This is a genomic window from Streptomyces sp. NPDC001770 (assembly GCF_053596135.1).
The window spans coordinates 88,656-113,756 of sequence record NZ_JBSFFN010000030.1; the positions used below are offsets into that span (position 1 = coordinate 88,656).

The following is a 25,101-nucleotide window of genomic DNA, read 5'->3' on the forward strand; positions in this document are numbered from 1 at the left end:
TCGGTAGCTCTGTGGACAACGGCCGCTCGGGTTCGTGGCCCGTCGGTAGGGTGGGCGGTATGTCTGATGCCCCGGTCCGCGTCCGTTTCGCTCCGTCCCCCACCGGCATGTTCCATGTCGGCGGCGCCCGCTCCGCCCTCTACAACTGGGCGGTGGCGCGGCAGTCGGGCGGCACCTTCGTCCTGCGTGTCGAGGACACCGACGCCGCGCGCAACAAGCCCGAGTGGACCGACGGCATCATCAATGCCCTGGCCGCCATCGGCATCCACGAGGACGACCCCGCCTTCGAGGGCCCCTACTTCCAGTCGCACAACGCCGCCCGCCACACCGAGGCCGGACTGCGGCTGTACGACGCCGGCCGCGCGTACTACTGCGACTGCACGCGCGAGCAGCTCAAGGAGCGCACCGGCTCGGAGCACCTCGGATACGACGGCTTCTGCCGCGACCGCGGCCTGGCCCACGAGGAAGGGCGGGCGCTCCGCTTCCGTACCCCGGACGAGGGCGAGACCGTCGTGGCCGACCTGGTGCGCGGCGAGCCCGCGTTCCCGAACAGCGCCATCGAGGACTTCGTGATCGCCCGGGGCGACGGCTCCCCGGTCTTCCTGATCGCCAACGTCGTGGACGACCTCGACGAGGGCGTCACCCTGGTGGTCCGGGGCGAGGAGCACCTGTCCAACACCCCGAAGCAGCAGCTGCTGTGGGAAGCGCTCGGCGCCGAACCGCCCCGCTGGGCGCACCTCCCGGTGATCGTCAACGAGAAGCGCCAGAAGCTCTCCAAGCGCCGCGACAAGGTGGCGCTGGAGGACTACCTCGCCGAGGGCTTCCTCCCCGAGGCGATGGTCAACTACCTCATGCTGCTCGGCTGGGGCCCCGGCGGGGACCGGGAGATCCTCCCCTACGAGGAGATGGAGCAGCTTTTCCGCATCGAGGACGTCAACACCTCACCGGCGTTCTTCGACGTGAAGAAGCTGACCGCCTTCAACGGCGAGTACATCCGCGCGCTCGCGCCGGAGCAGTTCGCCGCGGCCTGCGCCCCGTGGCTGATCGCCCCGCACGCCCCCTGGGGCCCGGACGCCTTCGACACGGCCGTCTTCGAGGCGGCGGCCCCGCTCGCGCAGACCCGGTTGACGGTCCTGTCCGAGATCACCGCCTGCGTCGACTTCCTCTTCCTGGACGAGCCGGTCCGTGACGACGCCTCCTGGACCAAGGCGATGAAGCCCGGCGCCGACGCCATCCTGCGGGACGCCCGTGCCGCGCTGGCCATCACTCCCTGGCAGGCGGACGACCTGAAGTCGGCGCTGGTCGCGGTCGGTGAGCAGCACGGGCTGAAGCTGGGCAAAGCCCAGGCGCCCATCCGCGTCGCGCTCACCGGCCGTACGGTCGGGCTGCCGCTCTTCGAGTCCATGGAACTCCTCGGCCGCGAGCGGGTCCTCGTCCGGCTCGACGCGGCTTCCGGGAGGCTGGCCGCACAGGCGTAAATCCAGTACGGGCGGGCCCCACCGTCCGCCCCGTACTTCTTGTACCGTTGCGTTCAAGCAGCAACCATCTGGGCCGGGCGGGCGGCGTGCGAGCGCCCACGGCCGACACGAGGAAGGCGGGCTCGGCATGCTCCGCAATGGACTGGAACCCTGGCACGTGCTGATCCTGGCGGTCGTGGTCATCGCGCTGTTCGGATCGAAGAAGCTCCCGGAGGCCGCACGGGCCCTGGGCAAGTCGGCGCGCATCCTGAAGAGCGAGGCGCAGGCGATGAAGAACGACCCCGCCCCTGCCCCGGCTCACACCCCGGCCGCCGCCCCGGCCCCGGCCGCGCCGACGACCGTCGCCGCCACGACGGCGGAGCCGCGCCCCGCGGACCTCTGACCGCACAGCACAAGCCTGCGCCCCCTGTCCCGCCGGCCCTCAGCGACCGCGGGACAGGGGGCGCGGTGGCGCGCTGCCCCGAACCGCAGGGATCAGGGGCTGGCGGGATCGAACCCGTACGCCACGGGCTCGTCCTGCGCATAGGGGTCGCGGCGGTACACGTACAACGCGTCCACCATGAATTCGTCGCCGTCCGGGGATTCGACGCGGCAGGGACGCGTCACCTGAAGGACCGGGGGCTGGTCGGGAACCCGCATGCGAAGACCATCGGCAGGTCCTCCGGCGAGTTCGGCTGTCTCCCACATCGTCGCAGTGTGAAGATCCATGCCCACAACTTTACGGGCTGTGCCGCACCCCTTAGGTGAGCATCGAGCAACCGCTACGTCTTCTTGCCCTGCAGGTCACCGCTGCCGTCGCTGCCGTCGCCCCTGCCCCGGGCGCCGCTGCCGTCACGGTCTCCGAACACCCGTGCGGTCTCCGGGGCGCCGTCCTCGTGGCTCGGAAACACCGCGGCCAGGCGGCGGACAGCGGGCAGCGAAGCGGGTCGGCGCGACACGGTACGGAAAACAGGTGAGGCGCCTACCTAATCCGGTAGGCGCCTCACCTGCTGTTTTGGCTGTCGGGGTGGTGGGATTTGAACCCACGACCTCTTCGTCCCGAAGCAAGTTGGGGAGTGCTCGACCTGAGGGGCGGTGCCCTCTGGTCTGGGCTGATTGTTCATCGGCATCCGTGGTTGTCCGCTGCTGGCTGCCTGCGTTGTCACGCAGTTAGACACTCATCGGGACGCATGCTGGATGCCTGAACGTCCGATCCGTAGCTCTAGCCGGATCGGACAGCGGCGGTCATGCCGGCCGCTACAAGGGTTCCGGAGCCGACGGTAACGGACAGGGGCGGTCGACGTGGTTGCGGTAGGTCGCTGCTGTATGCCTTCTGGCAATACCAGCGGAACCCCGTGGGGTTGGCGACTGCTTCCGGGGCCCCGGAGCGTCGTAGAAGGACTAGCCGCCCACTGGGTTCGCCGCGGCTTCGAACTTGGCCATCTTATGTTCGTCCGCAGGCAGAAATCGCCAACTGAGGTGCGAAAAATGGACTGCTTAAGCCACCTCAGTTGCTCCCTTGGTGGTGCTTTAGGTATCGTCCATGGGGTGACGACGCGTCAAGTGCCGTCCCTACAGGGGGGATCCTGCGCATGCCCACGCCTTTGAAGCCAGTGACCACCGGTCTGCCCGCCGACCTCCGCGAGATTCGCAAGGGAGTCATGGCGAACGGTGTTATCGACTGTGAGAACCTGCTGGCCATCGTCAACGATCCCCAGGAGGTCGAGGACGCCGCCAAGCGTGCTCAGAAGGCCGGACAGCCGATCAGCGAGTACGCCCGCACCCGTGCCGAGATCCAGCGGCTCCTGGGTACGGCGAGCAGCAAGAAGGCTAGGAACGTCGGCGAGTACGCCGACTACATTGCGGCGGGTTTGCGAGGGGACCTCGATAACCATTGGTCGCTTCCGCAGATCACTTTGTGGTCGCCGCGCCCGCTGGTCATCTCAGAGGACGGATCGTCGGCTCTGCCGATCAAGGACGGCCTCTATGCTCTCGACAGCGAGACTCAGGTCACTGCCTGGCACCGGATCAAGAAGAATCCTGCTGCCTACGAGCTGGAGGACTGTGACTTCGGTGCGGTCCCGCTGTCATTCGAGATCTTTCACGGCATCAGCGTCATGGCCGCCCGGCAGATCTTCCATGACCGCAATCTGAAGGGCGTCCCGGTCGACAAGTCCTTGGCCATGTCCATGGACGGTCGCGACTTCGGAACCACCGTGACGCGCAAACTGATGGAGTCGTTGGAGGTGCCTGCCGGCGATACCGCGGTTCCCTTGTCCAGCCTGATTCTCACCGGCAAGCGCCAGGTGTCGGACAAGGCTGTGGAGTGGATGACAATGTCCGTCCTCCGAACCCTCGTCGCTACGGCCATGCTCGGCAAGGCTGGGATCCATGCCGCGTCGACCGGTATTGAGTACGAGGACATCCCCGTCAATCAGAGCGGCGACCGCCCGGACAAAGCCGTCGTTCAGCGTGAAGTTATGGAGACCGTCGGCGCATTCCTGCAGGAAAACGCCTCGCTCTTCCATGCCAAGACTGCTGTCACTGCGCCCGCTGTCGTGGCTGGTCTCGGCGCGACCATGAATCGCACTATGTCGTGGAGCTCAGACCCCATGCCCGCGGGAGTCACCCTGGAGCGCATGCTGGAAGGTATCGAGTGGGAGCGTGAGGCGAAGTACTGGGGTGGCATCGCGGCCAAGGTAACCGATCGAGGGGCCGTCTCCTGGGCTGGCGGCGCGCGTGACTCCGGTCATAAGGTCTACGACGCGCTGAACCATCCGGAGGGCGAAACGGGTAAGCAGATTCGCGGACGATTCTAGATCTGCTTCCACCCAGGATTGAAGGCTGCTACTACACCGAGGAAGTCACTTAATTACAGACCGGCGGTCACCGGCCTAGGAAGTTGGCCGGGGGCCGCCTTGGTCATTTCTGACACAGGGAGGGGTTTCCGTGCAAAGGGGGAATATTGCAAGGCAGGCGTCGCATGTTAGCGAACCGGGATAGGCGAGGTCTTTCGAATTTGCAAAACCCTGCCCCGCTTTTATCTCCACTTCGAACAGTGAAGGCTTAGTTGAATGCCCGACTATTCAGTTCTTCGGAACTTGCATTCCACTCTTGCGCCACGTCACGCAGGCTTGAATTCTTGGCCTGTGTCATCTTGAATGCTTTTTTGAGAAGCCGATGCTTTTCTTGTGGGCGGGCGAAAATTGGGTTCACCAGTGCCAAATCTCGGTTTCCCGGGTCAACGCAAGTGCCGATAATGCCAGTCCGAAAGCATGTCAAGTTCGTGCAGTCGGTAGGGCAATGCCATAGCGGAGACCATCCAGACGCCATCGATGCACTCAAGATCCAGCGAGAGCGTCAGGGACGGCAGTCGGTGATCAGTGGCAGGAACACAGACTCGTGTTCACTTCGGCCGTGGGGACTGAGTTGGACGCAGCGAACGTGCGACGTGAGTTCCGGAAAGTCCTCGCCCGCGTCGCGCTGACGCCTGGCATCGAGCTCAAGCCGCACGAGTGGACCACGAGGGAGACTCGCACGTCCTTCGTTTCGATCTTGTCTGACCGTGGCATCCCGCTCGAAGAGATTTCCCGGTTGGTCGGGCACTCCAGCACGGCGGTCACCGAGGAGGTCTACCGGAAGCAGATCCGCCCAGTGATCCAGACCGGGGCAACAGCCATGGACGGAATCTTCGGCACGCCCCCGCCTCCCGGAGCGGTAGTCACGCAGATAGTCACACACGCACAAACAGGTGAGGCGCCTACCGAATCCGGTAGGCGCCTCACCTGCTGTTTTGGCTGTCGGGGTGGCGGGATTTGAACCCACGACCTCTTCGTCCCGAACGAAGCGCGCTGCCAAGCTGCGCTACACCCCGATGTCCACCGGTCTCCCGGCGACATCGATAACTCTAGCCCACCCGCGCCCGGAGGCGAAATCCGGTTACCGGCGGGGCCCGGTCCGCTGTCGGAGCCGGTGGAGGGGCCGGGGGCGTACGTGGTCCAGGGCGATGAGCAGGGTGGCCAGGACGATGAGGAGCAGGGAGAGGGCGAAGGCGTGGGCGAGGACCTCCGAGTAGCCGTAGGTGTCCACGTCGAGGAAGGGGTACGGGTAGCGGGGACCGGCGTCGGGGGAGAGCAGGGTGCCCCGGGCGAGGACGAAGCCCAGATAGGCCAGGGCGGAGAGCAGCCACAGCGGCAGGAAGCGCAGGCGCAGCGTCCGGGCCGGGGTCAGCAGGAGCCAGTCCAGGGTCACGGCCACCGGCAGGACCGAGTGCAGCAGCCGCTCCGAGACGGCGCGGGCGCCCGCGGCCGCGGGGTCGGGGGAGCCTGCGGCGGAGTAGCCGAAGCTGTTGTCGGTCAGGATCAGGTGGTACGTCAGGCCGATGATCACCGCGACGAGGAGTACGCCGCCCGTCAGGTGCGCGGTCACGGGGCCCCGGCCCGTCCAGGAGCGGAGAGCGGACCAGCCGAAGACCCCGGCGATCAGGAGGTTCGCCTGGAAGGTGAACCGGCTCAGCAGTTCCAGCGGCGCGCCGGTGGTCGCCAGCTCGATGGTGAGGCCGCAGACCGCCGCCGCGCAGACCAGTACCCGGAGCGCGGCGGCGGTACGGCGGGGGGTGCGGGCGCCCCGCAGGAACGCGTCTTCGGCACGGGGCCTGGGCAGCGTCGCGGTTCTGGGGGCGGCGGTCATGGTCCTCACCGTAAAGGCGAGGTTCCGGGCCCGCGATTCATCCGTGGCGGATGGGCCCGCGCCGGACGGGCGGCCCGCGCCGGACGGGCGGTCCGCGGCGGACGGGCGGTCCGCGGCGGACGGGCGGTCCGCGGCGGACGGGCCGTGCGAAGGCGGATGACGGCTCGGGCCCGCCCGCCGCCCTCGCAGCCCGCCGCCGGAATCGGGCCTCGCGCCTCAGGCCCGCGCGGTCAGGGTGAGCAGGGTCGCTTCCGGGGGGCAGGCGAAGCGGACCGGGGTGTAGCGGTTCGTGCCGCAGCCGGCCGAGACGTGGAGGTAGGACCGGTTGCCGTCGGCCGTGTGGCTGGAGAGGCCCTTCACCCGGTCCGTGTCCAGGTCGCAGTTGGTGACCAGCGCGCCGTAGAAGGGGATGCAGAGCTGTCCGCCGTGCGTGTGACCGGCCAGGATCAGCGGGTAGCCGTCCTTCGTGAACGCGTCGAGCGAGCGCAGGTACGGGGCGTGGACCACGCCGATGGAGAGGTCGGCGCCCGTCTCGGGGCCGCCGGAGACCTCGGCGTACCGGTCACGCTTGATGTGGGGGTCGTCCAGCCCGGTGAACGCGATGTCCAGGCCGTCGAGCTTCAGCCGGCCCCGGGTGTTGGAGAGTCCGGTCCACCCGGCGTCGTCGAAGGCGTCGCGCATGGGTTCCCACGGGTTGTGGACCACGTTCGTCGCCGGGGCGTTCCCGTTCAGCCCGTGCTTGCCGGCCGCCTTCTCCTTGAGATAGCGCACCGGGTTGCGGAGCTTGGGGCCGTAGTAGTCGTTCGAGCCGAAGACGTACACGCCGGGGAGCTCCATGAGGGGCCCCAGCGCGTCCAGCAGCTCGGGGACCGCCTCGGGGTCCGAGAGGTTGTCGCCCGTGTTGACGACGAAGTCCGGGCGGAGCCCTGCCAGGGACTGGAGCCAGGCGCGCTTCTTGCGCTGGCCGCTGACCATGTGGACGTCCGAGATCTGGAGTACGCGCAACGGGCGTGCCCCGGGCGGGAGTACCGGGACGGTCACCCGGCGGAGGCGGAACGAGCGGGCCTCGAATCCTGCGGCGTAGGCGAGGCCGGCGACGCCGACCGCCGCACCGGTCGCAGCGACTTTCAGGGGAACTCCGTAGCGTGCGCGCATGCGCCCATCGTCGCAGACCCGGCCCGGGCGGGGTCCGGCGGCGGTGGGAAAACGAACGGGCACCCGGGACCGCGTACCTGACACAATCAAGTCATGACCACGCTCAAGTCCAAGCTCAAGGAAGACCTCACCACCGCCATGAAGGCGCGTGACGAGCTGACCTCGTCCACCCTTCGGCTGACCCTCACCGCGATCACCAAGGAGGAGGTGAGCGGGAAGACCGCTCGCGAACTCTCCGACGACGAGGTGCAGAAGGTCATCGCCAAGGAGGCGAAGAAGCGCCGCGAGGCGGCGGAGGCGTTCGCCCAGGGCGGCCGGACGGAGCAGGCCGAGCGGGAGAAGGCCGAGGGCGAGCTGCTCGACGCCTACCTGCCCAAGCAGCTCTCCGACGAGGAGCTCGACGCGATCGTCGGCTCCGCCGTGGCGGAGGCGAAGGCCGCCGGTGCCGAGGGCCCGCGTGCCATGGGCGCCGTGATGAAGATCGTCAGCCCGAAGGTCGCGGGTCTCGCCGAGGGCGGCCGGGTCGCCGCCGCGGTGAAGAAGTCCCTCGCGGGCTGAGGCCCTGAGGGCTGAGTCCTGAACGCACGAAAAAAGGTGGGGCGCCCCGGTCGACGGGGGCGCCCCACCTTCACGTCCGACGTTCGGCCCGGCCGTCAGGGGCCGTTGCCGCCGCCGTCCTGACCGCCGTGCCGGCCGCCGCCGCCCTGGTTGCCGCCGAGGAAGTCCGGCAGCACGGTGGTGCCGGGCGCCGGGGTGCTGCCGGCGTCGCCGGTGTCGTCGCCGTCGCCCTCCCCGTCGCGGCCCTTGTCCTTGTCGCCCTTCTCCTCGCCCCTGGGGACGGAGACAGCGTTGAAGGACGGGGTCTCGCCCGCGTCGAGTGCGCCGGTCATCGCGATCTTCCAGATCGGACCGGGCAGACAGCCACCACAGACCTTGTCGTAGTACTGTCCGCCGATGTTGATGTTGTACATCGGCAGCTTCTTGCCGATGTCGGCACCGACCCAGACGGCCGTGGACAGGTTCGGCGTGTAGCCGACGAACCAGGCGTCCACGCGCTCGTTCGTCGTACCGGTCTTGCCGGCGTTGTCGCGGTCGCTCAGACCGGCGGCCGTACCGGTGCCGTCCTCGACCACGCCCTTCAGCATCTGGTTGATCGTGTCCGCGGTCTTCTCGCTCATCGCCCGCGAGCAGTCCGACTTCGGCACGGCGAGCTTCTTGCCGTTGGCGTCGGTGATCGACTGGATGGCGATCGGGGTGCAGTACGTGCCGCGGTTGGCGAAGGTCGCGTAGGTGGCGGCCATGCCGAGCGGGGTGCTCTCCGCGCCGCCGAGGGTGATGGAGGGGTCTTCGCCGAGGGGCTTGCCGTCACCGCGGGCGTAACCGACCTTCTTCGCCATCTGGACCGTGTCGCAGAGGCCGACCTTCTGCTCCAGCTTCGCGAAGTAGGTGTTGATGGACTTCCCGAGGGCGCTGGTCATGTCCCAGGTGCCCTTCTCCTCGTCCGTCTCGTTCGACGGCTTCCAGGTGTCGCTTCCCGCCGGAGCACCCGAGCAGGTGGTGAAGGAGCTCATCGGCAGCGTGATCTCGTGGTCCGTGGTGAAGGACTGGGCCGGGCTGATGCCCTTCTCCAGAGCCGCCGCCGCGGTGATCGGCTTGAACGTCGAGCCGACCTGGAAGCCGTAGGTGGAGCCGCCCATCGCGGAGCCGACGGCGAGGTTGAGGACCGTCTCGTTCTTCTTCTGGTCCAGGCCGTAGGGGCGTGACTGGCCCATCGAGAGGATCTTCCCCGTGCCGGGTTCGACCTGCACCACGGAGGCGGCGACCTTGTCGGTCTTGTTGACCTTCGCGGTGGCGGCCTCGTCGGCGGCCTCCTGGGCACGCGGGGAGAGCGTGGTCTTGATGGTCAGGCCGCCGAGGTTCCAGAGCTTCGACCGCTCCTCGCTCGTCTTGCCGAAGGCGGGGTCGTTGAGGATGACCTTGCGTACGTAGTCGCAGAAGAAGCCCGCGCCGCTGACGGCGGTGATGCAGCCGTTCTGCGGGGTCTTGACCTTCAGCTTGATCGGGGCGGCCATGGCCTTGTCGGCGTCGGCCTGCGAGATGCTGCCGGTCGCGGCCATGCGCGCGAGGACCGTGTTGCGGCGCTTGGTCGCCTCTTCCTCGTCGTTGACGGGGTCGTACCGGGTCGGCGACTGGACGATACCCGCGAGCAGCGCGGCCTCGTCCAGCGTCAGGTCCTTGGCGTGCTTGGAGAAGTACCGCTGGGAGGCGGCCTCCACGCCGTAGGCCTGCTGTCCGAAGAACGTGATGTTGAGGTAGTTCTCGAGGATCTTCTTCTTGCCGAGCTCCTCTTCGACCTGGATCGCGTACTTCAGTTCACGGACCTTGCGGCCCAGGGTCTGCTGGGTGGCCTCGGCGACCTTCTCCGGGTCGTCGCCCGCCTCCTCGACGAACACGTTCTTCACGTACTGCTGGGTGAGGGTCGACGCGCCTTCCGCCGTCCCGCCCGACTGCACGTTGCGGTTCATCGCGCGCAGGATGCCCTTGAGGTCGACCGCCCCGTGCTCGTAGAAGCGTGAGTCCTCGATCGCGACGATCGCGTTCTGCATGTACGGAGAGATGTCCTTGAGCGGCACGACGGTGCGGTCGCGCGAGTACACCGTCGCGATGGCACCCCCGTCGGCGTCCAGGATCGTGGTGCGCTGGCTGAGCGGTGGAGTCTTGAGGTTGGCGGGGATCTCGTCGAATCCCTCGACCGTCCCCTTGGCGGCGAGGCCCAGTGCGCCCGCGGCAGGCAGTGCGATGCCCGCCAGCACGGCTCCGGAGAGCGCGGCGACACCGAGGAACTTGGCGGCCTGCTGGGTCGTGGTGAGACCCCCGCCCGAGCGCTTTTTTGGCATGGGGGCAGCCTAATCCGTATCCCTGTACGTTCCGATGGAGCAGGCTCCGCTCGGGATGTTCAGGTACCAACCCGTTACGAGACACGGGTTTGAGAGCCGGATTCAGCACGTCACAGGCGTGCGCACCGGCCGGCGGGAGCCTGCGGGCGCACGGGGGCGCGGATGTCTGCACGCAGGCGTGCGCCGGCGTGATGGCACGGCGCAGTGGCTACGTTGTCATTCGCCGGACACGCGCGCATCCCTTGGCCTAAGCTGCACTCAACTGTCACAGCAGTCCGGCTTCGTATCAACCCCCACGCACACGCCGCATGCATCCCCCAGCTCGGTGTTCGTGCGGAGGACCGCACACCAGGCATTCCCGAAAACACCTGGTGTGTCATGGAGCGTCCCTTGCAACTCGGGTGTACCGTCCCCTTTTTGCATGGTTCGTCTCGCATGTCCTCGCATCACTCCCCTGGGTGATCTGCCGCATACGCATAGTCCGTTCGGGCCATTCAAGATTGGGCCCGAAGGGGGTGTTGTGCTCGGAGCCGCTTCCGTAACGTCCTCAACTGGCAGCGGTGAATATGCCTCTGCCGCCGTGGGGGAGCCTCAATTCGGGAGAGGACGGCGCCGGCATGGGCTGGGTAACCGACTGGAGTGCGCAGGCAGCCTGCCGCACTACCGATCCGGACGAGCTGTTCGTACAAGGGGCAGCGCAGAACAGGGCCAAGGCGGTGTGCACCGGATGTCCGGTGCGGACGGAGTGCCTGGCCGACGCGCTCGACAATCACGTCGAGTTCGGCGTGTGGGGTGGGATGACGGAACGGGAGCGCCGCGCACTGCTGCGCCGCCGCCCCACCGTCACGTCCTGGCGGCGACTGCTGGAGACCGCGCGCAGCGAGTACGAGCGGTCCACGGGCATGCTGCCCGGAGTCATCGACATGGACGACGACGACTTCCAGGAGACGTACGCCGCAGTGGGGTAGCCGGCTTCCGGCGGGGTGTGCCGCGGTGGTGGCTCTCCGCGTGACGCGCGCAGCAGGGGGGAACTCTCCGCGCCCGCAGCCGGGTTGAGCCGGCGGGCCGGCAGGGGGCCGGTCGTCGACGTCCCCGTACGGAGTCGCGCGAACGCGCCGTACGGGGAATGCCTCGGGCGAACCGGGGCCGTCCCACGGCTGGGCGTGCCCGCTCACGGTCGCGGACCGGCCGGTGGAGTCCGGGCCCTCAGGCCGCCCCGGCGGGGTCGTGGCCCGCCGCGCCCGCGGCGAGGCGTTCGCCCACGGTCCGCAGTCCCGCCAGATCGTGCACGTCGCCCGGCAGCGCGGCCACCTCGGTCACCAGGACCTCGGGGTGGGCTGCGGTGAAGTGCTCACGGGTAAGCCGCTCGCGCGCGACGACCTGCATGCGTTCGGCGTGCAGGCGCAGCAGTCCCTCGGTGAGTTCTTCGATCGCGACCACGGGGACCGCCGGTGCGCCGTCCGTGCCGTCCAGGGCATCCGTGCCGTTCGTGCCGACGGGGGTGGGGGACTCGGCGGCTTCGGGGGATGCCTCGGGAGGGAGGGCTACCGCCGGGTCACGAGGACCAGTCTTCCCGGGAGCCTCATCCACCATGCCCGCCGTCTCAAGATTTTCGGCGGCGGCGAGTGCCTGCTCGGCCGTGAGGCGCGCGGCCTCGCTGCCGTGCGCCCGGTTCAGCACCAGCCCCGCCAGCGGCATCCGCTCCGCCGCCAGCCGTTCCACGAAGTAGGCCGCCTCGCGCAGCGCGTCCCGCTCCGGCGTCGCGACCACCAGGAACGCGGTCCCCGGGGCCTGGAGCAGCTGGTACGTGGCGTCCGCCCGGGTACGGAAGCCGCCGAACATCGAGTCCATGGCGGCCACGAACGTCTGTACGTCCCGGAGGAACTGGCCGCCCAGCAGCTTGCCGAGGGTGCCGGTCATCATCGACATGCCCACGTTGAGGAACTTCATCCCGGCCCGGCCGCCCATCTTCGCGGGCGCCATCAGCAGCCGGATGAACTTGCCGTCGAGGAACGACCCGAGCCGCTTCGGCGCGTCCAGGAAGTCCAGCGCGGAACGCGAGGGCGGGGTGTCGACGATGATCAGGTCCCACTCGTCGCGGGCCCTCAGCTGCCCGAGCTTCTCCATCGCCATGTACTCCTGCGTGCCCGCGAAGCCGGCCGACAGGGACTGGTAGAAGGGGTTCTCCAGGATGGCGCGGGCCCGCTCGGGGTCCGCGTGCGCCTCGACCGTCTCGTCGAAGGTCCGCTTCATGTCGAGCATCATGGCGTGCAGTTCGCCCTCGCCCGCGATGTCCTCGACCCGGCGCGGGACGTTGTCGAGCTGGTCGATGCGCATGGACTGGGCGAGCCTGCGCGCGGGGTCGATGGTGAGGACGACCACCTTGCGTCCGCGCTCCGCCGCGCGTACGCCGAGCGCCGCGGCCGTGGTCGTCTTGCCGACCCCGCCGGAGCCGCAGCACACCACGATCCGGATACCGGGGTCGTCGAGCAGCGCGTCGGTGTCGAGGCCCGGCGCGTGCACGGGGTCCGTACCGGCCACCACTTCCGCCGCCGTCTCCGCGCCGCCCGTCAACTCCGTGCCGTCCACCGCCGCCTTGCCGCCTTCGCCCTCGGTGCCGGGCGCCCGCGTCATGAGGCCCCCTCTTCCCCTGCGCCCTGTTTACGGAGCTCCCCGGCCAGGACGTGCAGAGCGGCGAGGTCGATGCCCTCGCCCATCAGCGGCAGCTCGTCCGTGGGCAGCCCGAGCCCGGCCAGTACGGCCCGCTGCTCGCGCTCCAGGCGGACCCGCTGCGCGTGCTCGGCCGCCTGCGCGATCAGCGGGCGGACCAGGGCCGCCGAACCGGTCACGCCCGCCCGGGTCAGGGTCTTCGCGATCTCCTTGCGGCGGGCGCCCGACGCGGTGCGCAGCGCCTCCTCGTCCAGCAGGTGGGGGCGGACCATGTTGACGATCACCCGGCCCACCGGGAGCTGGGCCGCGCGCAGTTCCCCGATGCCGTCCGCGGTCTCCTGCACCGGCATCTCCTCCAGCAGGGTCACCAGATGGACCGCGGTGTCGGGGGACTTGAGGACCCGCATCACGGACTGCGCCTGGTTGTGTATCGGGCCGATCCGGGCCAGACCCGCCACCTCGTCGTTGACGTTGAGGAAGCGGGTGATCCGGCCGGTGGGCGGCGCGTCCATGATCACGTGGTCGTAGACGAAACGACCCTGCTTGTCCTTACGGCGCACGGCCTCGCACGCCTTGCCCGTCAGCAGGACGTCCCGGACCCCGGGCGCGATGGTGGTGGCGAAGTCGATCGCGCCGAGCTTCTTGAGCGCCCGGCCCGCGCTGCCGAGCTTGTAGAACATCTGGAGGTAGTCGAGGAGCGCCTGCTCGGCGTCGATGGCCAGGGCGAACACCTCGCCGCCGCCCGGCACGTCGGCGATCCTGCGCTCCTCGTACGGCGAGGCGCCCGCGCCGAAGAGCTCGGCGATGCCGCCGCGGCCCTCCACCTCGACGAGTAGGGTGCGCCGGCCCTCGGCCGCGAGGGCGAGCGCGAGGGCGGCGGCCACCGTGGTCTTACCGGTGCCGCCCTTGCCGCTGACGACCTGGAACCTGCTCACGCTTCGAGCCTAACCAGTAGGTCGGCAGCCTACGCACGGGAGCGCCCGTGCCAGGCATTACAGTCGGGGCCATGACCAAGTGGGAATACGCGACCGTGCCGCTCCTCGTGCACGCGACCAAGCAGATTCTGGACACCTGGGGCGAGGACGGCTGGGAGCTGGTCCAGGTCGTGCCCGGGCCGAACAACCCCGAGCAGCTCGTGGCCTACCTGAAGCGGGAGAAGGCGTAATGGCCGGTACCGTCGAGGCGCGGATCGCCGAGCTCGGACTCACCCTGCCCGACGTCGTCCCGCCGCTGGCCGTGTACCAGCCGGCCGTGCTGTCCGGTGCGTACGTGTACACCTCGGGCCAGCTGCCGATGGTCGAGGGCCGGCTCGGTGTGACCGGCAAGGTCGGCGGCGAGGTGACGGCCGAGGAGGCCAAGGACCTCGCCCGGGTCTGCGCCCTCAACGCCCTCGCGGCCGTGAAGTCGGCAGTCGGTGACCTGGACCGGATCGCCCGGGTCGTGAAGGTCGTCGGATTCGTTGCCTCCGCTCCTGACTTCACCGGGCAGCCCGGTGTGATCAACGGTGCCAGCGAGCTGCTGGGCGAGGTGCTCGGCGACAAGGGCGTGCACGCCCGCAGCGCCGTCGGTGTCGCCGTCCTGCCGCTGGACGCACCGGTCGAGGTCGAGATCCAGGTCGAGCTGACCGACGCCTGACCGCACGCACCTGTTTCCGGTCCCGTCCGGCCTTCTGGGCCGGGCGGGATCTTTTTCGTACCAGCCGTTGATCCCAGCTGTTGATCCCGGGGTGTTGATCTCACCGGGAGGGAACGCGCGTTCCCCTCTCGTACAAATCGGCCGATCCGGATAGCCTCCGGCCATGTCCCAAGGTCAGTGGTACCCACCGGAATGGCCCGACCGGATCAGAGCCCTCGCCGCGGGCGAGCTGACGGCCGTGACCCCCCGGCGCGCGGCCACCGTGATGCTGCTGCGTGACTCGCCCGCCGCGGCCGGTGCCGGACCCGCCGTCCACATGCTGCGGCGCCGTACCACCATGGCCTTCGCCGGAGGCGCGTACGCCTATCCGGGCGGCGGGGTCGACCCGCGCGACGACGACCACCTCGTCGGCTGGGCCGGACCCCCGCTGGAGAGCTGGGCCGCATGTCTGGGTGTCCCGAGCGCGGCGGAGGCCCAGGCCATCGTGTGCGCGGCGGTCCGGGAGACCTTCGAGGAGGCGGGCGTACTCCTCGCGGGCCCCACCCCCGACACCGTCGTCGGCGACACCACGGGCGCCGACTGGGAGGAGGACCGGGCGGCACTCGTCGCCCGGGAGATCTCCTTCGCCGGGTTCCTGGAGCGGCGGCGGCTCGTGCTCCGCTCCGACCTGCTCGGCGCCTGGGCCCGCTGGATCACCCCCGAGTTCGAGACCCGGCGCTACGACACCTGGTTCTTCGTCGCCGCGCTCCCGGAGGGCCAGCGCACCCGCAACGCCTCCACCGAGGCCGACCGCACCGTCTGGATCACCCCCGCCGACGCCACCGCCGGCCACGCCCGGGGCGAACTCCAGATGATGCCGCCCACCGTGGCGACGCTGCGCTCGCTCCTGCCGTTCCGGACGGCCGAGGAGGCGCTGAAGGCGGCCGGGACCCGGAACCTCGCCCCCGTACTCGCACGGGCCCGGCTGGAGGGCGACCGGCTGGAGCTGATCTGGCCGGGGCACGATGAATTCACCACGCCCGTCCCGCCCGTGGGACCCGGAGCCGGAGGAACAGCATGAGCGACGCCGCGCTTCTGCCCGGACAACCGCGCGGACAGGTCGTCTCCGGACCCGCCACCGCCCGCGCGGTCAACGTCCTGGCCCCCAACGCCTCAGCGATGACCCTGGACGGCACCAACACCTGGATCCTCGCCGAGCCCGACTCGGACCTCGCGGTCGTCCTGGACCCGGGACCGCTCGACGACACCCACCTGCGCACGGTGATCGACACCGCCGCCCGGGCCGGCCGGCGCATCGCGCTCACCCTGCTCACCCACGGCCACCCGGACCACGCCGAGGGCGCCGCGCGCTTCGCGGAGCTGACCCGTACGAAGGTGCGCGCGCTCGACCCCGCGCTCCGGCTCGGCGACGAGGGGCTGGCGGCGGGGGACGTCATCACCACCGGAGGGCTCGAACTCCGGGTCGTCCCCACGCCCGGACACACCGCCGACTCGCTCTCCTTCCACCTGCCCGCGGACGGCGCGGTGCTCACCGGCGACACCATCCTCGGCCGGGGTACGACCGTCGTCGCCCATCCGGACGGGCGGCTCGGCGACTACCTCGACACCCTCCGGCGGCTGCGCTCGCTGACCACGGACGACGGCGTCCACACCGTCCTGCCGGGCCACGGGCCGGTACTCGAGGACGCGCAGGGCGCGGTGGAGTTCTACCTCGCGCACCGCGCGCACCGGCTCGCCCAGGTGGAGACGGCGGTGGAGTCCGGGCTGCTCACGCCGTCAGAGGTGGTGGCCCGGGTCTACGCGGACGTCGACCGGTCCCTGTGGCCCGCGGCGGAACTGTCCGTACGGGCACAGCTGGAGTACCTGGCGGAGCACGGGCTGATCTGACCCGGGGTTCCGGTTCCGCTCCCGGGGAGTCCCACGCCCCCGGGACCCGCGCGTCCGGGACCCGGGGGCGTGGGACCCGCGCGTCCGGGAACGCCGAGAGGCCCCGCCTGACGGCGGGGCCTCTTCGTGCGGGTACGGCGGTACACGTACCGCGTGGGGCTCAGCGCGAGCGCTTCGCCAGCCGCTCGACGTCGAGCAGGATCACGGCGCGGGCCTCCAGGCGGAGCCAGCCGCGGCCGGCGAAGTCCGCGAGCGCCTTGTTGACCGTCTCGCGGGAGGCGCCGACCAGCTGGGCCAGCTCCTCCTGAGTGAGGTCGTGGACCACGTGGATGCCTTCCTCGGACTGGACGCCGAAGCGGCGCGACAGGTCCAGGAGGGCACGGGCGACACGGCCCGGCACGTCGGAGAAGACCAGGTCGGACATCTGGTCGTTGGTCTTGCGCAGGCGGCGGGCGACGGCGCGCAGCAGCGCGGTGGCGACCTCGGGGCGTGCGTTCAGCCAGGGCTGGAGGTCGCCGTGGCCGAGGCCGAGCAGCTTGACCTCGGTGAGCGCGGTCGCGGTGGCGGTGCGCGGACCCGGGTCGAACAGCGACAGCTCGCCGATCAGCTCCCCGGGGCCCAGGACGGCGAGCATGTTCTCGCGGCCGTCGGGGGAGGTGCGGTGGAGCTTCACCTTGCCGTCGGTGACCACGTACAGGCGGTCGCCGGGGTCACCCTCGTGGAACAGCGCGTCTCCGCGTGCGAGGGTCACCTCACTCATCGAGGCGCGGAGTTCCGCGGCCTGCTCGTCATCGAGCGCCGCGAAAAGCGGGGCGCGTCGTAGAACGTCGTCCACGAGATCTCTCCTTGTCGGCCTGTTCAGGGAACCGTGGTCCCCATCATGCCGGACGGTAAAACAGTGCGATCAATCACAAACCAGTTTGACGCACGAGTCGCCCGGATCGTACGGCAGGGGGCCGATCGGGGGTGGAATCCCGCTGACAGGGACGAATCCGGGGGCCGGGCCCCGGGGTGATTACGGCAAAGCCCGGCACGGCACCTCGCAGTACTGCCGGACCGCTCAAGGGCATCCAGGAGAAGGGTGGTCCTCCGCCTCGCGATGCACCGCACCGGACACCGCCCGCTGATCCGACGCGAATTGCCGGTCACGGCCTAGGCTGACCGGGTGTCCGGAAAGCTGCTGGGAGCGAAGGGCGAGGGGGCCGTCTAGGTGTCGGAGAAGCAGGATTCAGCTGTGGGCGAACAGGGCTCGGGGGCGCCGCGGAAGGCTCGCACCCGCACGCCCGCCACCGCCCCCCGGTCCGCCGCGAAGGCGCGGCCGTCCGGGGCGAAGTCCGCCGACGCGTCGAAGACCGTACGGGCGAAGCCGGCCAAGCCGGAGTCGCATCTCGCGATGGTCCGCCGGGCCCGCCGGATCAACCGTGAACTGGCCGAGGTATACCCGTACGCCCATCCGGAACTGGACTTCCGCAACCCCTTCGAACTCCTCGTCGCGACCGTCCTCTCCGCGCAGACCACCGACCTGAGGGTCAACCAGACCACCCCGGCGCTCTTCGCCGCCTACCCCACCCCCGAGGACATGGCCGCCGCCGTCCCGGAGGACATGGAGGAGCTGATCCGGCCGACCGGGTTCTTCAGGGCGAAGACCAGGTCGCTCCTCGGCCTCTCGGCGGCGCTGCGGGACAACTTCGGCGGCGAGGTGCCCGGCCGGCTCGAGGACCTCGTGACGTTGCCCGGCGTCGGCCGCAAGACGGCCAACGTGGTGCTCGGCAACGCTTTCGGAGTCCCAGGGATCACTGTCGACACCCACTTCGGCCGGCTGGTGCGGCGCTGGAAGTGGACCGACGAGGAGGACCCGGTGAAAGTCGAGGCCGTGGTCGCCGAAATCTTCCCCAAGAGCGAGTGGACGATGCTCTCCCACCGGGTCGTCTTCCACGGCCGCCGGATCTGCCACTCCCGCAAGCCCGCCTGCGGCGCGTGCCCGATCGCGCCGCTCTGCCCCTCGTACGGAGAGGGAGAGACCGACCCGGAGAAGGCCGCGAAGCTGCTGAAGTACGAGAAGGGCGGCTATCCGGGACAGCGGCTGAGCCCGCCCGCCGACTACCCGGGCGACCCCGCGCCCGGCCTGGGCCGGCGGGAGGCCGCCGCGCAGGAGGCCGCCCTGGTGACCGCGCTGGAGGACGGGGCCGGGGGCGCGGGCTCCACGGGCGCGTCGGGCGGCAAAGCGGCGTCGGACCGCAAGGCCGCATCGGGCGGCGAGGCGGCGTCGGACCGCAAGGCCGCGCGTGGGCCGAAGGCCGCGCCGAGCACGGGAGCCGAATGAGGGAGAACGCGCCCCGCGCCTTACGCCCGGAGCCCGCCGCGCGCGCCGACCCCGCCGCGCCCCCGGTACCTCCGGCGGGCTCCGCCCCCTCGGCGGCCGTCGTCACGGAACGTCCCGGCGCACCCCCGTACGGATGAGGCCGGAACGAAATGGCAGATGACAGGCGTTGTGAGAAATCGGGGGTGCCCATGACCTACACACCGAGCACGACGCGGCCGACGAGTGCCGCGCAGACGGACGGCGGGACGCACCGGCCGGGCGGGCAGCCCGCAGCCGGGGACGCGGTCGCCGTCACCACCGAGGGCATGCCGTCGTGGCTCGCCCCGGTCGCCGAGGCCGCCCGCGACGTGCGGCCGCAGCAGCTGAGCCGCTTCCTGCCGCCGGAGAGCGGGGCCGGGCGCCAGTCGGCCGTGCTGATCCTCTTCGGCGAGGGCGAACGCGGACCGGAGCTGCTCCTGATGGAGCGCGCCGGAACCCTCCGCTCGCACGCGGGGCAGCCGGCCTTCCCGGGCGGCGCGCTCGACCCCGAGGACGGCGACCCGGCGACGAGCGGTCCGCTCCGGGCGGCGCTGCGGGAGGCCGAGGAGGAGACCGGTCTCGACCCGCGCGGTGTGCAGATCTTCAGCGTGCTGCCCCGGCTCTACATCCCGGTCAGCAGCTTCGTGGTGACCCCGGTGCTCGGCTGGTGGCGGGCCCCGAGCCCGGTGCGGGCGGTCGACGCCGCCGAGACGGCCCGGGTCTTCACCGTCCCCGTGGCCGATCTCACGGACCCGGCCAACCGGGTGATCACCAAGCACCCCAGCGGCTTCCTGGGCCCCGCTTTCCTGGTGGAGAACGCCCTGGTCTGGGGGTTCACCGCCGGTTTGATCGACCGGATTCTCCACTTCGCGGGCTGGGAACGCCCCTGGGACAGGACCAGGCAGGTGCCGCTCGACTGGCACGCATGACAGGCTGGCTCCCCTGCTGGGTTGTTCCGGGCCCCCGGACCCCGTCACCTGACGGGCCAGGTGACGAATCTGCGAGGCTATAGACGGTGAACGTGCTGGACATCCTGCTGCTCGTCGGCGCCGTGTGGTTCGCGGTCATCGGCTACCGCCAGGGTTTCGTCGTCGGCATCCTGTCCGTGATCGGGTTTCTGGGGGGAGGCCTGGCAGCGGTCTACCTGCTGCCGCTCCTCTGGGACCGGGTCACGGCCAACTCCGAGGTCTCCTCGACGGCCGCCGTCGTGGCGGTCGTGATCGTGATCGTGTGCGCGTCGGTCGGCCAGGCCCTCACCACCCACCTCGGCAACAAACTTCGCGGGCACATCACCTGGTCGCCCGCACGCGCCGTGGACGCCACCGGCGGTGCCCTGGTCAACGTGTGCGCGATGCTGCTGGTCGCCTGGCTGATCGGGTCCGCCCTGGCCGGCACGTCCCTTCCCACCCTGGGCAAGCAGGTCCGCAACTCCTCCGTCCTGCTCGGTGTCTCCCGCGTGATGCCCCAGCAGACGTCCACCTGGTTCGACGACTTCTCCTCGGTCCTCGCCCAGAACGGCTTCCCTCAGGTCTTCAGCCCGTTCGCCAACGAGCCGATCACCGAAGTCGAGCCCCCCGACCCGGCGTTGACCGGCAGCCCGGTGGTGGCCCGCGCGAAGAAGTCCGTCGTCAAGGTCGTCGGAATGGCCCCGAGCTGCGGAAAGGTCCTCGAAGGCACCGGCTTCGTCTTCGCGGACGGGCGCGTCATGACCAACGCCCACGTCGTCGGCGGCGTCGACGAGCCCACCGTCCAGGTCGGCGGCGAGGGACGGGTGTACGACGCGAGGGTCGTCGTCTACGACTGGCAGCGCGACATCGCCGTACTCGACGTCCCGGAACTCCATTCCACCGCACTGGAATTCACCGGATCGGACGCCAAGACCGGCGACAGCGCCATCGTGGCCGGCTTCCCGGAGAACGGCGACTACGACGTCCGCTCCGCCCGGGTCCGCGGCCGTATCCAGGCCAGCGGCCTCGACATCTACCACCGGGGCACCGTCCACCGCGACGTGTACTCGCTCTACGCGCTCGTACGGCAGGGCAACTCCGGCGGCCCCCTGCTCACTCCGGACGGCCAGGTGTACGGAGTGGTGTTCGCCAAGTCGCGCGACGACGCCGACACCGGCTACGTGCTGACCGCCGACGAGATCCAGCCGGACATCGACGCCGGCCGCACGGCCGGCCAGCAGGTCGACACCCAGGGGTGCGCTCTCTGACCGTGGTCGTCTCCCCGCGCGGGCGGTGTGCCGGTGCGGGGAGACGGCTGTGCTCGGGTGGTGGTCAGGTGTGTGCGCGGTTCCCGGTCAGGTGCGGGGATGGCGCAGCCGCGCCGATACCCAGCGGGCCCGCCGGCGGAGGATGCGGGGAATGCCGAGCCGAGGATCGTGTATGACCTGCACGGTATGCATCTGGCCCGTGGGGCCGCCCCCCTCGTGAGTGCTCACCGCGGCAGTGGCGGTAGAGCGGCGGTTGCGTGCTGCGTCACCGAAGTCGTGCGTCCAGCCCATACCCCGACGTGTGCCCCTGACCCATGGTCGGTAATCGTGCGGAAGCAAGCCAATTGGCCTATGCGCCCGGCACGTGGCCGTCCGGCGCACATCTGTACGTATCGGGTCAGCGATCGGGCTCGGGATCCTTGAGCCAGTTGATGAGTTCGGTCGAGAAGGCGGTCGGATCCTCCTCGTGCGGGAAGTGCCCGAGACCGTCGAAAAGTCGCCACCGATAGGGAGCCTCGACGTACTCGCCGGACCCCGCCGCACTCCGCGTACGCATCGCTGGATCGAGTGAACCGTGCAGGTGCAGAGTGGGTACCCGGACCGGTCGCTTCATGCGCCGGTAGAACTGCACCCCGTCCGGCCGGGCCAGCGACCGCACCATCCACCGGTACGGCTCCACCGAGCAGTGCGCCGTGGAGGGGATGCACATCGCGCGGCGGTAGACGTCCAGCGTCGGGTCGTCCGGGAAGGCGGTGTCGTCCGGGCCCGTCCACTCCTCGATCAGCCTGCCCACCAGGGCGCCCTCGTCCGCGACGAGCTGACGCTCCGGCAGCCATGGCCGCTGGAATCCCCAGATGTACGAACCGGCCCTGGACTGGGCGAAGTCCGAGAGCATGGAGGAACGCCAGCGGCGCGGGTGCGGCATCGAGGACACAACGAGGCGCCGCACCAGCTTCGGCCGCATCACGGCCGCCGTCCACGCGAGGTAGCCGCCCATGTCGTGGCCGACCAGTGCCGCGTCGGGCTCGCCGAGCGACCGGATCACGCCGGTGACGTCGAGCGCCAGGTTGGCGGGGTCGTACCCCCTGGGCGTGCGGTCGCTGCCCCCGACGCCGCGCAGGTCCATCGCGACGGCGCGGAAGCCCGCCTCGGCGAGCGCGGGCAGCTGGTGGCGCCAGGTCCACCAGAACTGCGGGAAGCCGTGCAGCAGGAGAACGAGGGGGCCGGATCCCATCTCCGCGATGTGGAAGCGCGCCCCGTTGGCGGCCACGTCGCGGTGCGTCCAGGGGCCGTCCAGCCGTACCGGACCGCCGGCCGCAGCCGGGCGGACGGCGCCCAGCGGCGCGACGGGTACCGCCGGGCCGCTGGGCGCCGTCGGCCCGCCGTCGGAGGCGGGCCGCCCGGCGTCCGGGGGGGACCCGGCAGGCTCCGGCGCGGGACGCGCGGAGCCTGCCGTACCGAATGCGCTGCTTTCGGGGACCGTCATGCCGAAGAGCGTGCCACAGTGGACGACTTGTCCTGAACCGGGCTCTTCTCGACTGCCTTGTCCACGAGGGAGGAGCCGCCGATCGCGGGACGGGACGGGCCGGGCGCGGTGACCGGGCGAGGGTGCGGCTTGACGCCCTGGAGGACGGCCGCGCTCTGCTTCGCGGACGCGATCGACTTCTCCGGCGGCTTGACCTTCTTGAACTTGGCGACGGCGAAGAGCGCCAGCAGTACGCCCAGGAGAATGAAGGCGCCGCCGACGATCAGGAACGACCAGGCGAGGCCCAGCCCCAGGTTGTGGATGCCGTACGCGGCCGCGAAGCTCAGCGTCGGAATCGCGAACAGGAGCAGGACGCCCGCGATGATGCCGGCGGCGCTCCCCATGACGCCCCGCTTGACGTCCTGGCGTACCTCCGCCTTGGCCAGGGCGATTTCGTCGTGCACCAGTGCGGACATCTCGGCGGTCGCCGTGGCGACCAGCTGTCCCAGACTGCGGTCCGCGCCGCCCACGAAATTGCCGGGGTCGCTCATCCCTGACTCCCTCTCCTCTTCAACACGTCCGGTGACAGATCATGCCGGACTGTCCGGCTTGTTGCCCGCTGCCCCCGCCCGTTCGGCGAGACGGCGGTGCTCGGCCGCCTTCCGTTCGTGGAGTGCGGCCATCCGCAGGTGGTACCCGGGATCGTCCTGCTCATAGATGTCGGGAACCCCCGACGCGTCCTCGTCCCGCTCCTCCGCCTCGTACAGTGCCCGGTGGACCCGTACCCGGAGTTTGAGCAGTACACCGGAGACTACGGTGGCGATGAGCGAACCGAGCAGAACGGACGCCTTGACTTCGTTGGTCATGTCCTCGTCGCCTGCGAAGGCGAGCTCGCCGATGAGCAGCGAGACGGTGAATCCGATGCCGGCGAGCGCGGCGACCGCGAAGACGTCCGCCCAGGCCAGGGCCGGGTTGAGTTCGGCCTTGGTGAAGCGGGTGGCGAGCCGGGCGCCGCCGTAGATGCCGACGGTCTTGCCGACGACGAGGCCGAGGACGACCCCGAGCGTCTCGGGCCGGGTGAAGACTCCGGCGACCGCGTCGCCGCGCAGCGTCACCCCGGCGGCGAAGAGGGCGAACATCGGGACGGCGAGCCCGGCGGAGAGCGGGCGCACCAGATGCTCGATGCGCTCGCCGGGGGAGCGTTCCTCGCCCTCGCGCCGGACGCACCGCAGCATCAGCCCCATGGCGACGCCTGCGATGGTGGCGTGCACGCCGCTGTTGTACATCAGCCCCCAGATGACGAGGGCCAGCGGTACGTATACCCACCACCCGCGGACCTCGAAGCGGAGCAGAGCCCAGAAGAGAGCCAGACCGAGGAAGGCGCCGCCCAGGGCCAGGAAGTCGATCGACTCGGTGAAGAACACCGCGATGATCAGGATGGCGAAGAGGTCGTCGACGACGGCCAGCGTCAGCAGGAAGGCCCGGAGCGAGCCCGGCAGCGAGGTGCCGAGTACCGCGAGGACGGCGAGCGCGAAGGCGATGTCGGTCGCGGTCGGCACGGCCCAGCCGCCCAGACTGCCCCCGCCGACGGTGTTGGTGAGTACGTAGACGAGCGCGGGCACCGCCATGCCGCACAGGGCGGCGACGACCGGCAGGGCGGCCGTCCTGGGGTCACGGAGTTCGCCCGCGACCAGCTCGCGCTTGAGCTCCGCGCCCGCGACGAAGAAGAAGAGGGCGAGCAGCCCGTCGGCGGCCCAGTGCTCCACGGAGAGATCGAGCCCGAGGGCCGCCGGGCCGAAGTGGTAGTCACTGACCGCCGTGTAGGAAGAGCCGAGCACGTTGGCCCAGACGAGTGCCGCGATCGCCGCCACCAGCAGGACGACCCCGCCGACCGTCTCCGTGCGGAGCGCGTCCGCCAGGTAGGTCCGCTCCGGCAGCGACAGCCGGCCCAGCAGGGTCGGCCGGGAGGGCGCAGGGGGTGTGGCGGGCGGGTGCGGCGGGGTGCGGCGGGATTCGGCCACGGGAGAGACCTCCGGGGTTCGGGGCGGCGAGGACATGGCGGACACGCTCGCCGACCAGACTTCCCGGCACCCCTATGAAGATCTTCCCCGCTCTCGCGCGGGTACGGCCACTGTAGGGCCTTTCGTTCGGATCGGGCCGTGCCTGTCCAGCCGTGCTTGTTCCGAACACGAGGCCCCGGACCGTCCGCCCGGCTACACGCCGGAGGGGCATCCGGCGCGTTGCCGGATGCCCCTCGGAGCCGTACAGCTGCCTGGTGCGCTACGTCTTGGTGCGCTCAGTCTCCGCCAAGTCCTCGCTCAGCCCTCGGAGGACCCCTTGGGGAACTCCGCCTGGATGAGGGACATGACCGACGGGTCCGTGAGCGTGGTGACGTCACCCAGCTCGCGGTTCTCGGCCTTGTCGCGCAGCAGGCGGCGCATGATCTTGCCGGAACGCGTCTTGGGCAGCTCCGCCACCGGCAGCACCCGCTTGGGCTTGGCGATCGGGCCGAGGGTGGCGCCGACGTGGTTGCGGAGCTCGGCCAGGAGCTCGTCGGAGGAGGTCGCCGTCCCGCGCAGGATGACGAAGGCGACAATGGCCTGGCCGGTCGTCTCGTCGGCCGCGCCGACCACCGCGGCCTCGGCGACCGCGGGGTGCGAGACGAGGGCCGACTCGACCTCGGTGGTCGA

General features: G+C 70.2%; 24 protein-coding genes, 1 tRNA gene and 2 pseudogenes. 13 read left to right on the forward strand and 14 right to left on the reverse strand.

Translation table 11 applies throughout. The features are described from left to right. The first annotated feature begins 107 nt into the window (after positions 1–107). Both gltX and tatA read left to right on the forward strand, forming a co-directional pair. A complete protein-coding gene (gene gltX / locus ACWCSV_RS24880; RefSeq protein ID WP_451145733.1) occupies positions 108–1,478 on the forward strand; it encodes a glutamate--tRNA ligase in 1,371 nt (456 codons plus the stop codon). Positions 1,479–1,605: 127 nt separating this feature from the next. Further along, positions 1,606–1,860 carry a Sec-independent protein translocase subunit TatA gene (gene tatA / locus ACWCSV_RS24885; protein ID WP_451145697.1) on the forward strand — a complete coding sequence of 85 codons (255 nt, stop codon included), beginning with the start codon at positions 1,606–1,608 and terminating at the stop codon, positions 1,858–1,860. A 92-nt stretch (positions 1,861–1,952) separates the two neighbouring features. Here tatA and ACWCSV_RS24890 read toward each other — a convergent pair whose 3' ends face one another. Next, a complete protein-coding gene (locus tag ACWCSV_RS24890; protein ID WP_327177043.1) occupies positions 1,953–2,186 on the reverse strand; it encodes a hypothetical protein in 234 nt (77 codons plus the stop codon). A 53-nt stretch (positions 2,187–2,239) separates the two neighbouring features. Beyond that, positions 2,240–2,416 carry a hypothetical protein gene (locus ACWCSV_RS24895; protein WP_451145699.1) on the reverse strand — a complete coding sequence of 59 codons (177 nt, stop codon included), beginning with the start codon at positions 2,414–2,416 and terminating at the stop codon, positions 2,240–2,242. Positions 2,417–3,049: 633 nt separating this feature from the next. Here ACWCSV_RS24895 and ACWCSV_RS24900 point away from each other — a divergent pair. Both ACWCSV_RS24900 and ACWCSV_RS24905 read left to right on the forward strand, forming a co-directional pair. Continuing rightward, positions 3,050–4,276, forward strand: a complete 1,227-nt coding sequence (locus ACWCSV_RS24900) for a DNA sulfur modification protein DndB (protein ID WP_451145701.1) — start codon at positions 3,050–3,052, stop codon at positions 4,274–4,276. Between the two features lie 509 nt (positions 4,277–4,785). After that, positions 4,786–5,168, forward strand: a pseudogene (locus ACWCSV_RS24905) (tyrosine-type recombinase/integrase); the annotation flags it as partial. Positions 5,169–5,257: 89 nt separating this feature from the next. Here ACWCSV_RS24905 and ACWCSV_RS24910 read toward each other — a convergent pair. The 3 genes from ACWCSV_RS24910 to ACWCSV_RS24920 form a co-directional block, all read right to left on the reverse strand. Beyond that, positions 5,258–5,331, reverse strand: a tRNA-Pro gene (locus tag ACWCSV_RS24910). Between the two features lie 65 nt (positions 5,332–5,396). Continuing rightward, a complete protein-coding gene (locus ACWCSV_RS24915) occupies positions 5,397–6,146 on the reverse strand; it encodes a Pr6Pr family membrane protein (protein WP_451145703.1) in 750 nt (249 codons plus the stop codon). A 216-nt stretch (positions 6,147–6,362) separates the two neighbouring features. Continuing rightward, positions 6,363–7,301, reverse strand: a complete 939-nt coding sequence (locus ACWCSV_RS24920) for a metallophosphoesterase (RefSeq protein WP_451145705.1) — start codon at positions 7,299–7,301, stop codon at positions 6,363–6,365. 93 nt (positions 7,302–7,394) lie between these two features. Here ACWCSV_RS24920 and ACWCSV_RS24925 point away from each other — a divergent pair, with 93 nt between their 5' ends. After that, positions 7,395–7,859: a GatB/YqeY domain-containing protein gene (locus tag ACWCSV_RS24925; RefSeq protein WP_387371286.1), complete on the forward strand. Its 465-nt coding sequence runs from the start codon at positions 7,395–7,397 to the stop codon at positions 7,857–7,859. Positions 7,860–7,954: 95 nt separating this feature from the next. Here ACWCSV_RS24925 and ACWCSV_RS24930 read toward each other — a convergent pair whose 3' ends face one another. Then, positions 7,955–10,198, reverse strand: coding sequence for a transglycosylase domain-containing protein (locus tag ACWCSV_RS24930; RefSeq protein WP_451145707.1), 2,244 nt, complete (start codon positions 10,196–10,198; stop codon positions 7,955–7,957). A 617-nt stretch (positions 10,199–10,815) separates the two neighbouring features. On the opposite strand from ACWCSV_RS24930, the gene ACWCSV_RS24935 reads away from it, so the two are divergent. Continuing rightward, a complete protein-coding gene (locus tag ACWCSV_RS24935) occupies positions 10,816–11,166 on the forward strand; it encodes a WhiB family transcriptional regulator (protein ID WP_327177088.1) in 351 nt (116 codons plus the stop codon). A gap of 238 nt (positions 11,167–11,404) precedes the next feature. Here ACWCSV_RS24935 and ACWCSV_RS24940 read toward each other — a convergent pair whose 3' ends face one another. Continuing rightward, the gene (locus ACWCSV_RS24940) at positions 11,405–12,832 is read right to left on the reverse strand and encodes an ArsA family ATPase (RefSeq protein ID WP_451145709.1); all 1,428 of its coding nucleotides are present in this window, start codon (positions 12,830–12,832) and stop codon (positions 11,405–11,407) included. Continuing rightward, positions 12,829–13,803, reverse strand: a complete 975-nt coding sequence (locus tag ACWCSV_RS24945; protein WP_451145711.1) for an ArsA-related P-loop ATPase — start codon at positions 13,801–13,803, stop codon at positions 12,829–12,831. Before ACWCSV_RS24945 ends, ACWCSV_RS24940 begins: the two co-directional genes overlap by 4 nt. Before the next feature lie 71 nt (positions 13,804–13,874). On the opposite strand from ACWCSV_RS24945, the gene ACWCSV_RS24950 reads away from it, so the two are divergent. The 4 genes from ACWCSV_RS24950 to ACWCSV_RS24965 all read left to right on the forward strand — a co-directional run bounded on the left by ACWCSV_RS24950 (position 13,875) and on the right by ACWCSV_RS24965 (position 16,390). Next, complete coding sequence (locus ACWCSV_RS24950) at positions 13,875–14,033, forward strand: DUF4177 domain-containing protein (protein ID WP_003967454.1); 159 nt, start codon at positions 13,875–13,877, stop codon at positions 14,031–14,033. Next, positions 14,033–14,503: a RidA family protein gene (locus ACWCSV_RS24955; RefSeq protein ID WP_451145713.1), complete on the forward strand. Its 471-nt coding sequence runs from the start codon at positions 14,033–14,035 to the stop codon at positions 14,501–14,503. Before ACWCSV_RS24950 ends, ACWCSV_RS24955 begins: the two co-directional genes overlap by 1 nt. Positions 14,504–14,666: 163 nt before the next feature. Beyond that, positions 14,667–15,563, forward strand: a complete 897-nt coding sequence (locus ACWCSV_RS24960; RefSeq protein ID WP_451145715.1) for an NUDIX hydrolase — start codon at positions 14,667–14,669, stop codon at positions 15,561–15,563. Next, complete coding sequence (locus ACWCSV_RS24965) at positions 15,560–16,390, forward strand: MBL fold metallo-hydrolase (RefSeq protein WP_451145717.1); 831 nt, start codon at positions 15,560–15,562, stop codon at positions 16,388–16,390. Before ACWCSV_RS24960 ends, ACWCSV_RS24965 begins: the two co-directional genes overlap by 4 nt. 160 nt (positions 16,391–16,550) lie before the next feature. Here ACWCSV_RS24965 and ACWCSV_RS24970 read toward each other — a convergent pair whose 3' ends face one another. Beyond that, complete coding sequence (locus ACWCSV_RS24970) at positions 16,551–17,225, reverse strand: Crp/Fnr family transcriptional regulator (RefSeq protein ID WP_150489041.1); 675 nt, start codon at positions 17,223–17,225, stop codon at positions 16,551–16,553. A 399-nt stretch (positions 17,226–17,624) separates the two neighbouring features. Between ACWCSV_RS24970 and nth the strand changes: the two are divergent. From nth to ACWCSV_RS24985, 3 genes and pseudogenes are all read left to right on the forward strand, one after another. Then, a pseudogene (nth, locus tag ACWCSV_RS24975) lies at positions 17,625–18,521 on the forward strand (endonuclease III); the annotation flags it as partial. A gap of 380 nt (positions 18,522–18,901) precedes the next feature. Next, a complete protein-coding gene (locus ACWCSV_RS24980) occupies positions 18,902–19,660 on the forward strand; it encodes an NUDIX hydrolase (RefSeq protein ID WP_451145719.1) in 759 nt (252 codons plus the stop codon). Positions 19,661–19,746: 86 nt separating this feature from the next. Next, a complete protein-coding gene (locus ACWCSV_RS24985) occupies positions 19,747–20,946 on the forward strand; it encodes a MarP family serine protease (RefSeq protein ID WP_451145721.1) in 1,200 nt (399 codons plus the stop codon). A gap of 87 nt (positions 20,947–21,033) precedes the next feature. Here the strand turns inward: ACWCSV_RS24985 and ACWCSV_RS24990 are convergent, their stop codons facing one another. The 5 genes from ACWCSV_RS24990 to ACWCSV_RS25010 all read right to left on the reverse strand — a co-directional run. Then, positions 21,034–21,237, reverse strand: a complete 204-nt coding sequence (locus tag ACWCSV_RS24990) for a hypothetical protein (protein WP_327177096.1) — start codon at positions 21,235–21,237, stop codon at positions 21,034–21,036. Positions 21,238–21,343: 106 nt separating this feature from the next. Continuing rightward, positions 21,344–22,432, reverse strand: coding sequence for an alpha/beta fold hydrolase (locus ACWCSV_RS24995; RefSeq protein WP_451145723.1), 1,089 nt, complete (start codon positions 22,430–22,432; stop codon positions 21,344–21,346). After that, positions 22,429–22,962, reverse strand: coding sequence for a phage holin family protein (locus ACWCSV_RS25000; protein WP_451145725.1), 534 nt, complete (start codon positions 22,960–22,962; stop codon positions 22,429–22,431). The genes ACWCSV_RS24995 and ACWCSV_RS25000 overlap by 4 nt, the downstream gene beginning before the upstream one ends. Before the next feature lie 39 nt (positions 22,963–23,001). Then, positions 23,002–24,468, reverse strand: coding sequence for a Na+/H+ antiporter NhaA (gene nhaA, locus ACWCSV_RS25005; protein ID WP_451145727.1), 1,467 nt, complete (start codon positions 24,466–24,468; stop codon positions 23,002–23,004). Positions 24,469–24,729: 261 nt separating this feature from the next. Further along, a partial coding sequence (locus ACWCSV_RS25010; RefSeq protein ID WP_451145729.1) for an AMP-binding enzyme occupies positions 24,730–25,101 on the reverse strand: 372 nt, incomplete at its 5' end.

Bases quoted from the DNA above. Each gene is read 5' to 3' on its own strand.
- gltX (WP_451145733.1), top strand. From the start codon at position 108: ATGTTCCATGTCGGCGGCGCCCGCTCCGCCCTCTACAACTGGGCGGTG.
- tatA (WP_451145697.1), top strand. From the start codon at position 1,606: ATGCTCCGCAATGGACTGGAACCCTGGCACGTGCTGATCCTGGCGGTC.
- ACWCSV_RS24890 (WP_327177043.1), bottom strand. From the start codon at position 2,186: ATGGATCTTCACACTGCGACGATGTGGGAGACAGCCGAACTCGCCGGA.
- ACWCSV_RS24900 (WP_451145701.1), top strand. From the start codon at position 3,050: ATGCCCACGCCTTTGAAGCCAGTGACCACCGGTCTGCCCGCCGACCTC.
- ACWCSV_RS24915 (WP_451145703.1), bottom strand. From the start codon at position 6,146: ATGACCGCCGCCCCCAGAACCGCGACGCTGCCCAGGCCCCGTGCCGAA.
- ACWCSV_RS24920 (WP_451145705.1), bottom strand. From the start codon at position 7,301: ATGCGCGCACGCTACGGAGTTCCCCTGAAAGTCGCTGCGACCGGTGCG.
- ACWCSV_RS24925 (WP_387371286.1), top strand. From the start codon at position 7,395: ATGACCACGCTCAAGTCCAAGCTCAAGGAAGACCTCACCACCGCCATG.
- ACWCSV_RS24930 (WP_451145707.1), bottom strand. From the start codon at position 10,198: ATGCCAAAAAAGCGCTCGGGCGGGGGTCTCACCACGACCCAGCAGGCC.
- ACWCSV_RS24935 (WP_327177088.1), top strand. From the start codon at position 10,816: ATGGGCTGGGTAACCGACTGGAGTGCGCAGGCAGCCTGCCGCACTACC.
- ACWCSV_RS24940 (WP_451145709.1), bottom strand. From the start codon at position 12,832: ATGACGCGGGCGCCCGGCACCGAGGGCGAAGGCGGCAAGGCGGCGGTG.
- ACWCSV_RS24950 (WP_003967454.1), top strand. From the start codon at position 13,875: ATGACCAAGTGGGAATACGCGACCGTGCCGCTCCTCGTGCACGCGACC.
- ACWCSV_RS24955 (WP_451145713.1), top strand. From the start codon at position 14,033: ATGGCCGGTACCGTCGAGGCGCGGATCGCCGAGCTCGGACTCACCCTG.
- ACWCSV_RS24960 (WP_451145715.1), top strand. From the start codon at position 14,667: ATGTCCCAAGGTCAGTGGTACCCACCGGAATGGCCCGACCGGATCAGA.
- ACWCSV_RS24965 (WP_451145717.1), top strand. From the start codon at position 15,560: ATGAGCGACGCCGCGCTTCTGCCCGGACAACCGCGCGGACAGGTCGTC.
- ACWCSV_RS24980 (WP_451145719.1), top strand. From the start codon at position 18,902: ATGACCTACACACCGAGCACGACGCGGCCGACGAGTGCCGCGCAGACG.
- ACWCSV_RS24990 (WP_327177096.1), bottom strand. From the start codon at position 21,237: ATGGGCTGGACGCACGACTTCGGTGACGCAGCACGCAACCGCCGCTCT.
- ACWCSV_RS24995 (WP_451145723.1), bottom strand. From the start codon at position 22,432: ATGACGGTCCCCGAAAGCAGCGCATTCGGTACGGCAGGCTCCGCGCGT.
- ACWCSV_RS25000 (WP_451145725.1), bottom strand. From the start codon at position 22,962: ATGAGCGACCCCGGCAATTTCGTGGGCGGCGCGGACCGCAGTCTGGGA.
- nhaA (WP_451145727.1), bottom strand. From the start codon at position 24,468: ATGTCCTCGCCGCCCCGAACCCCGGAGGTCTCTCCCGTGGCCGAATCC.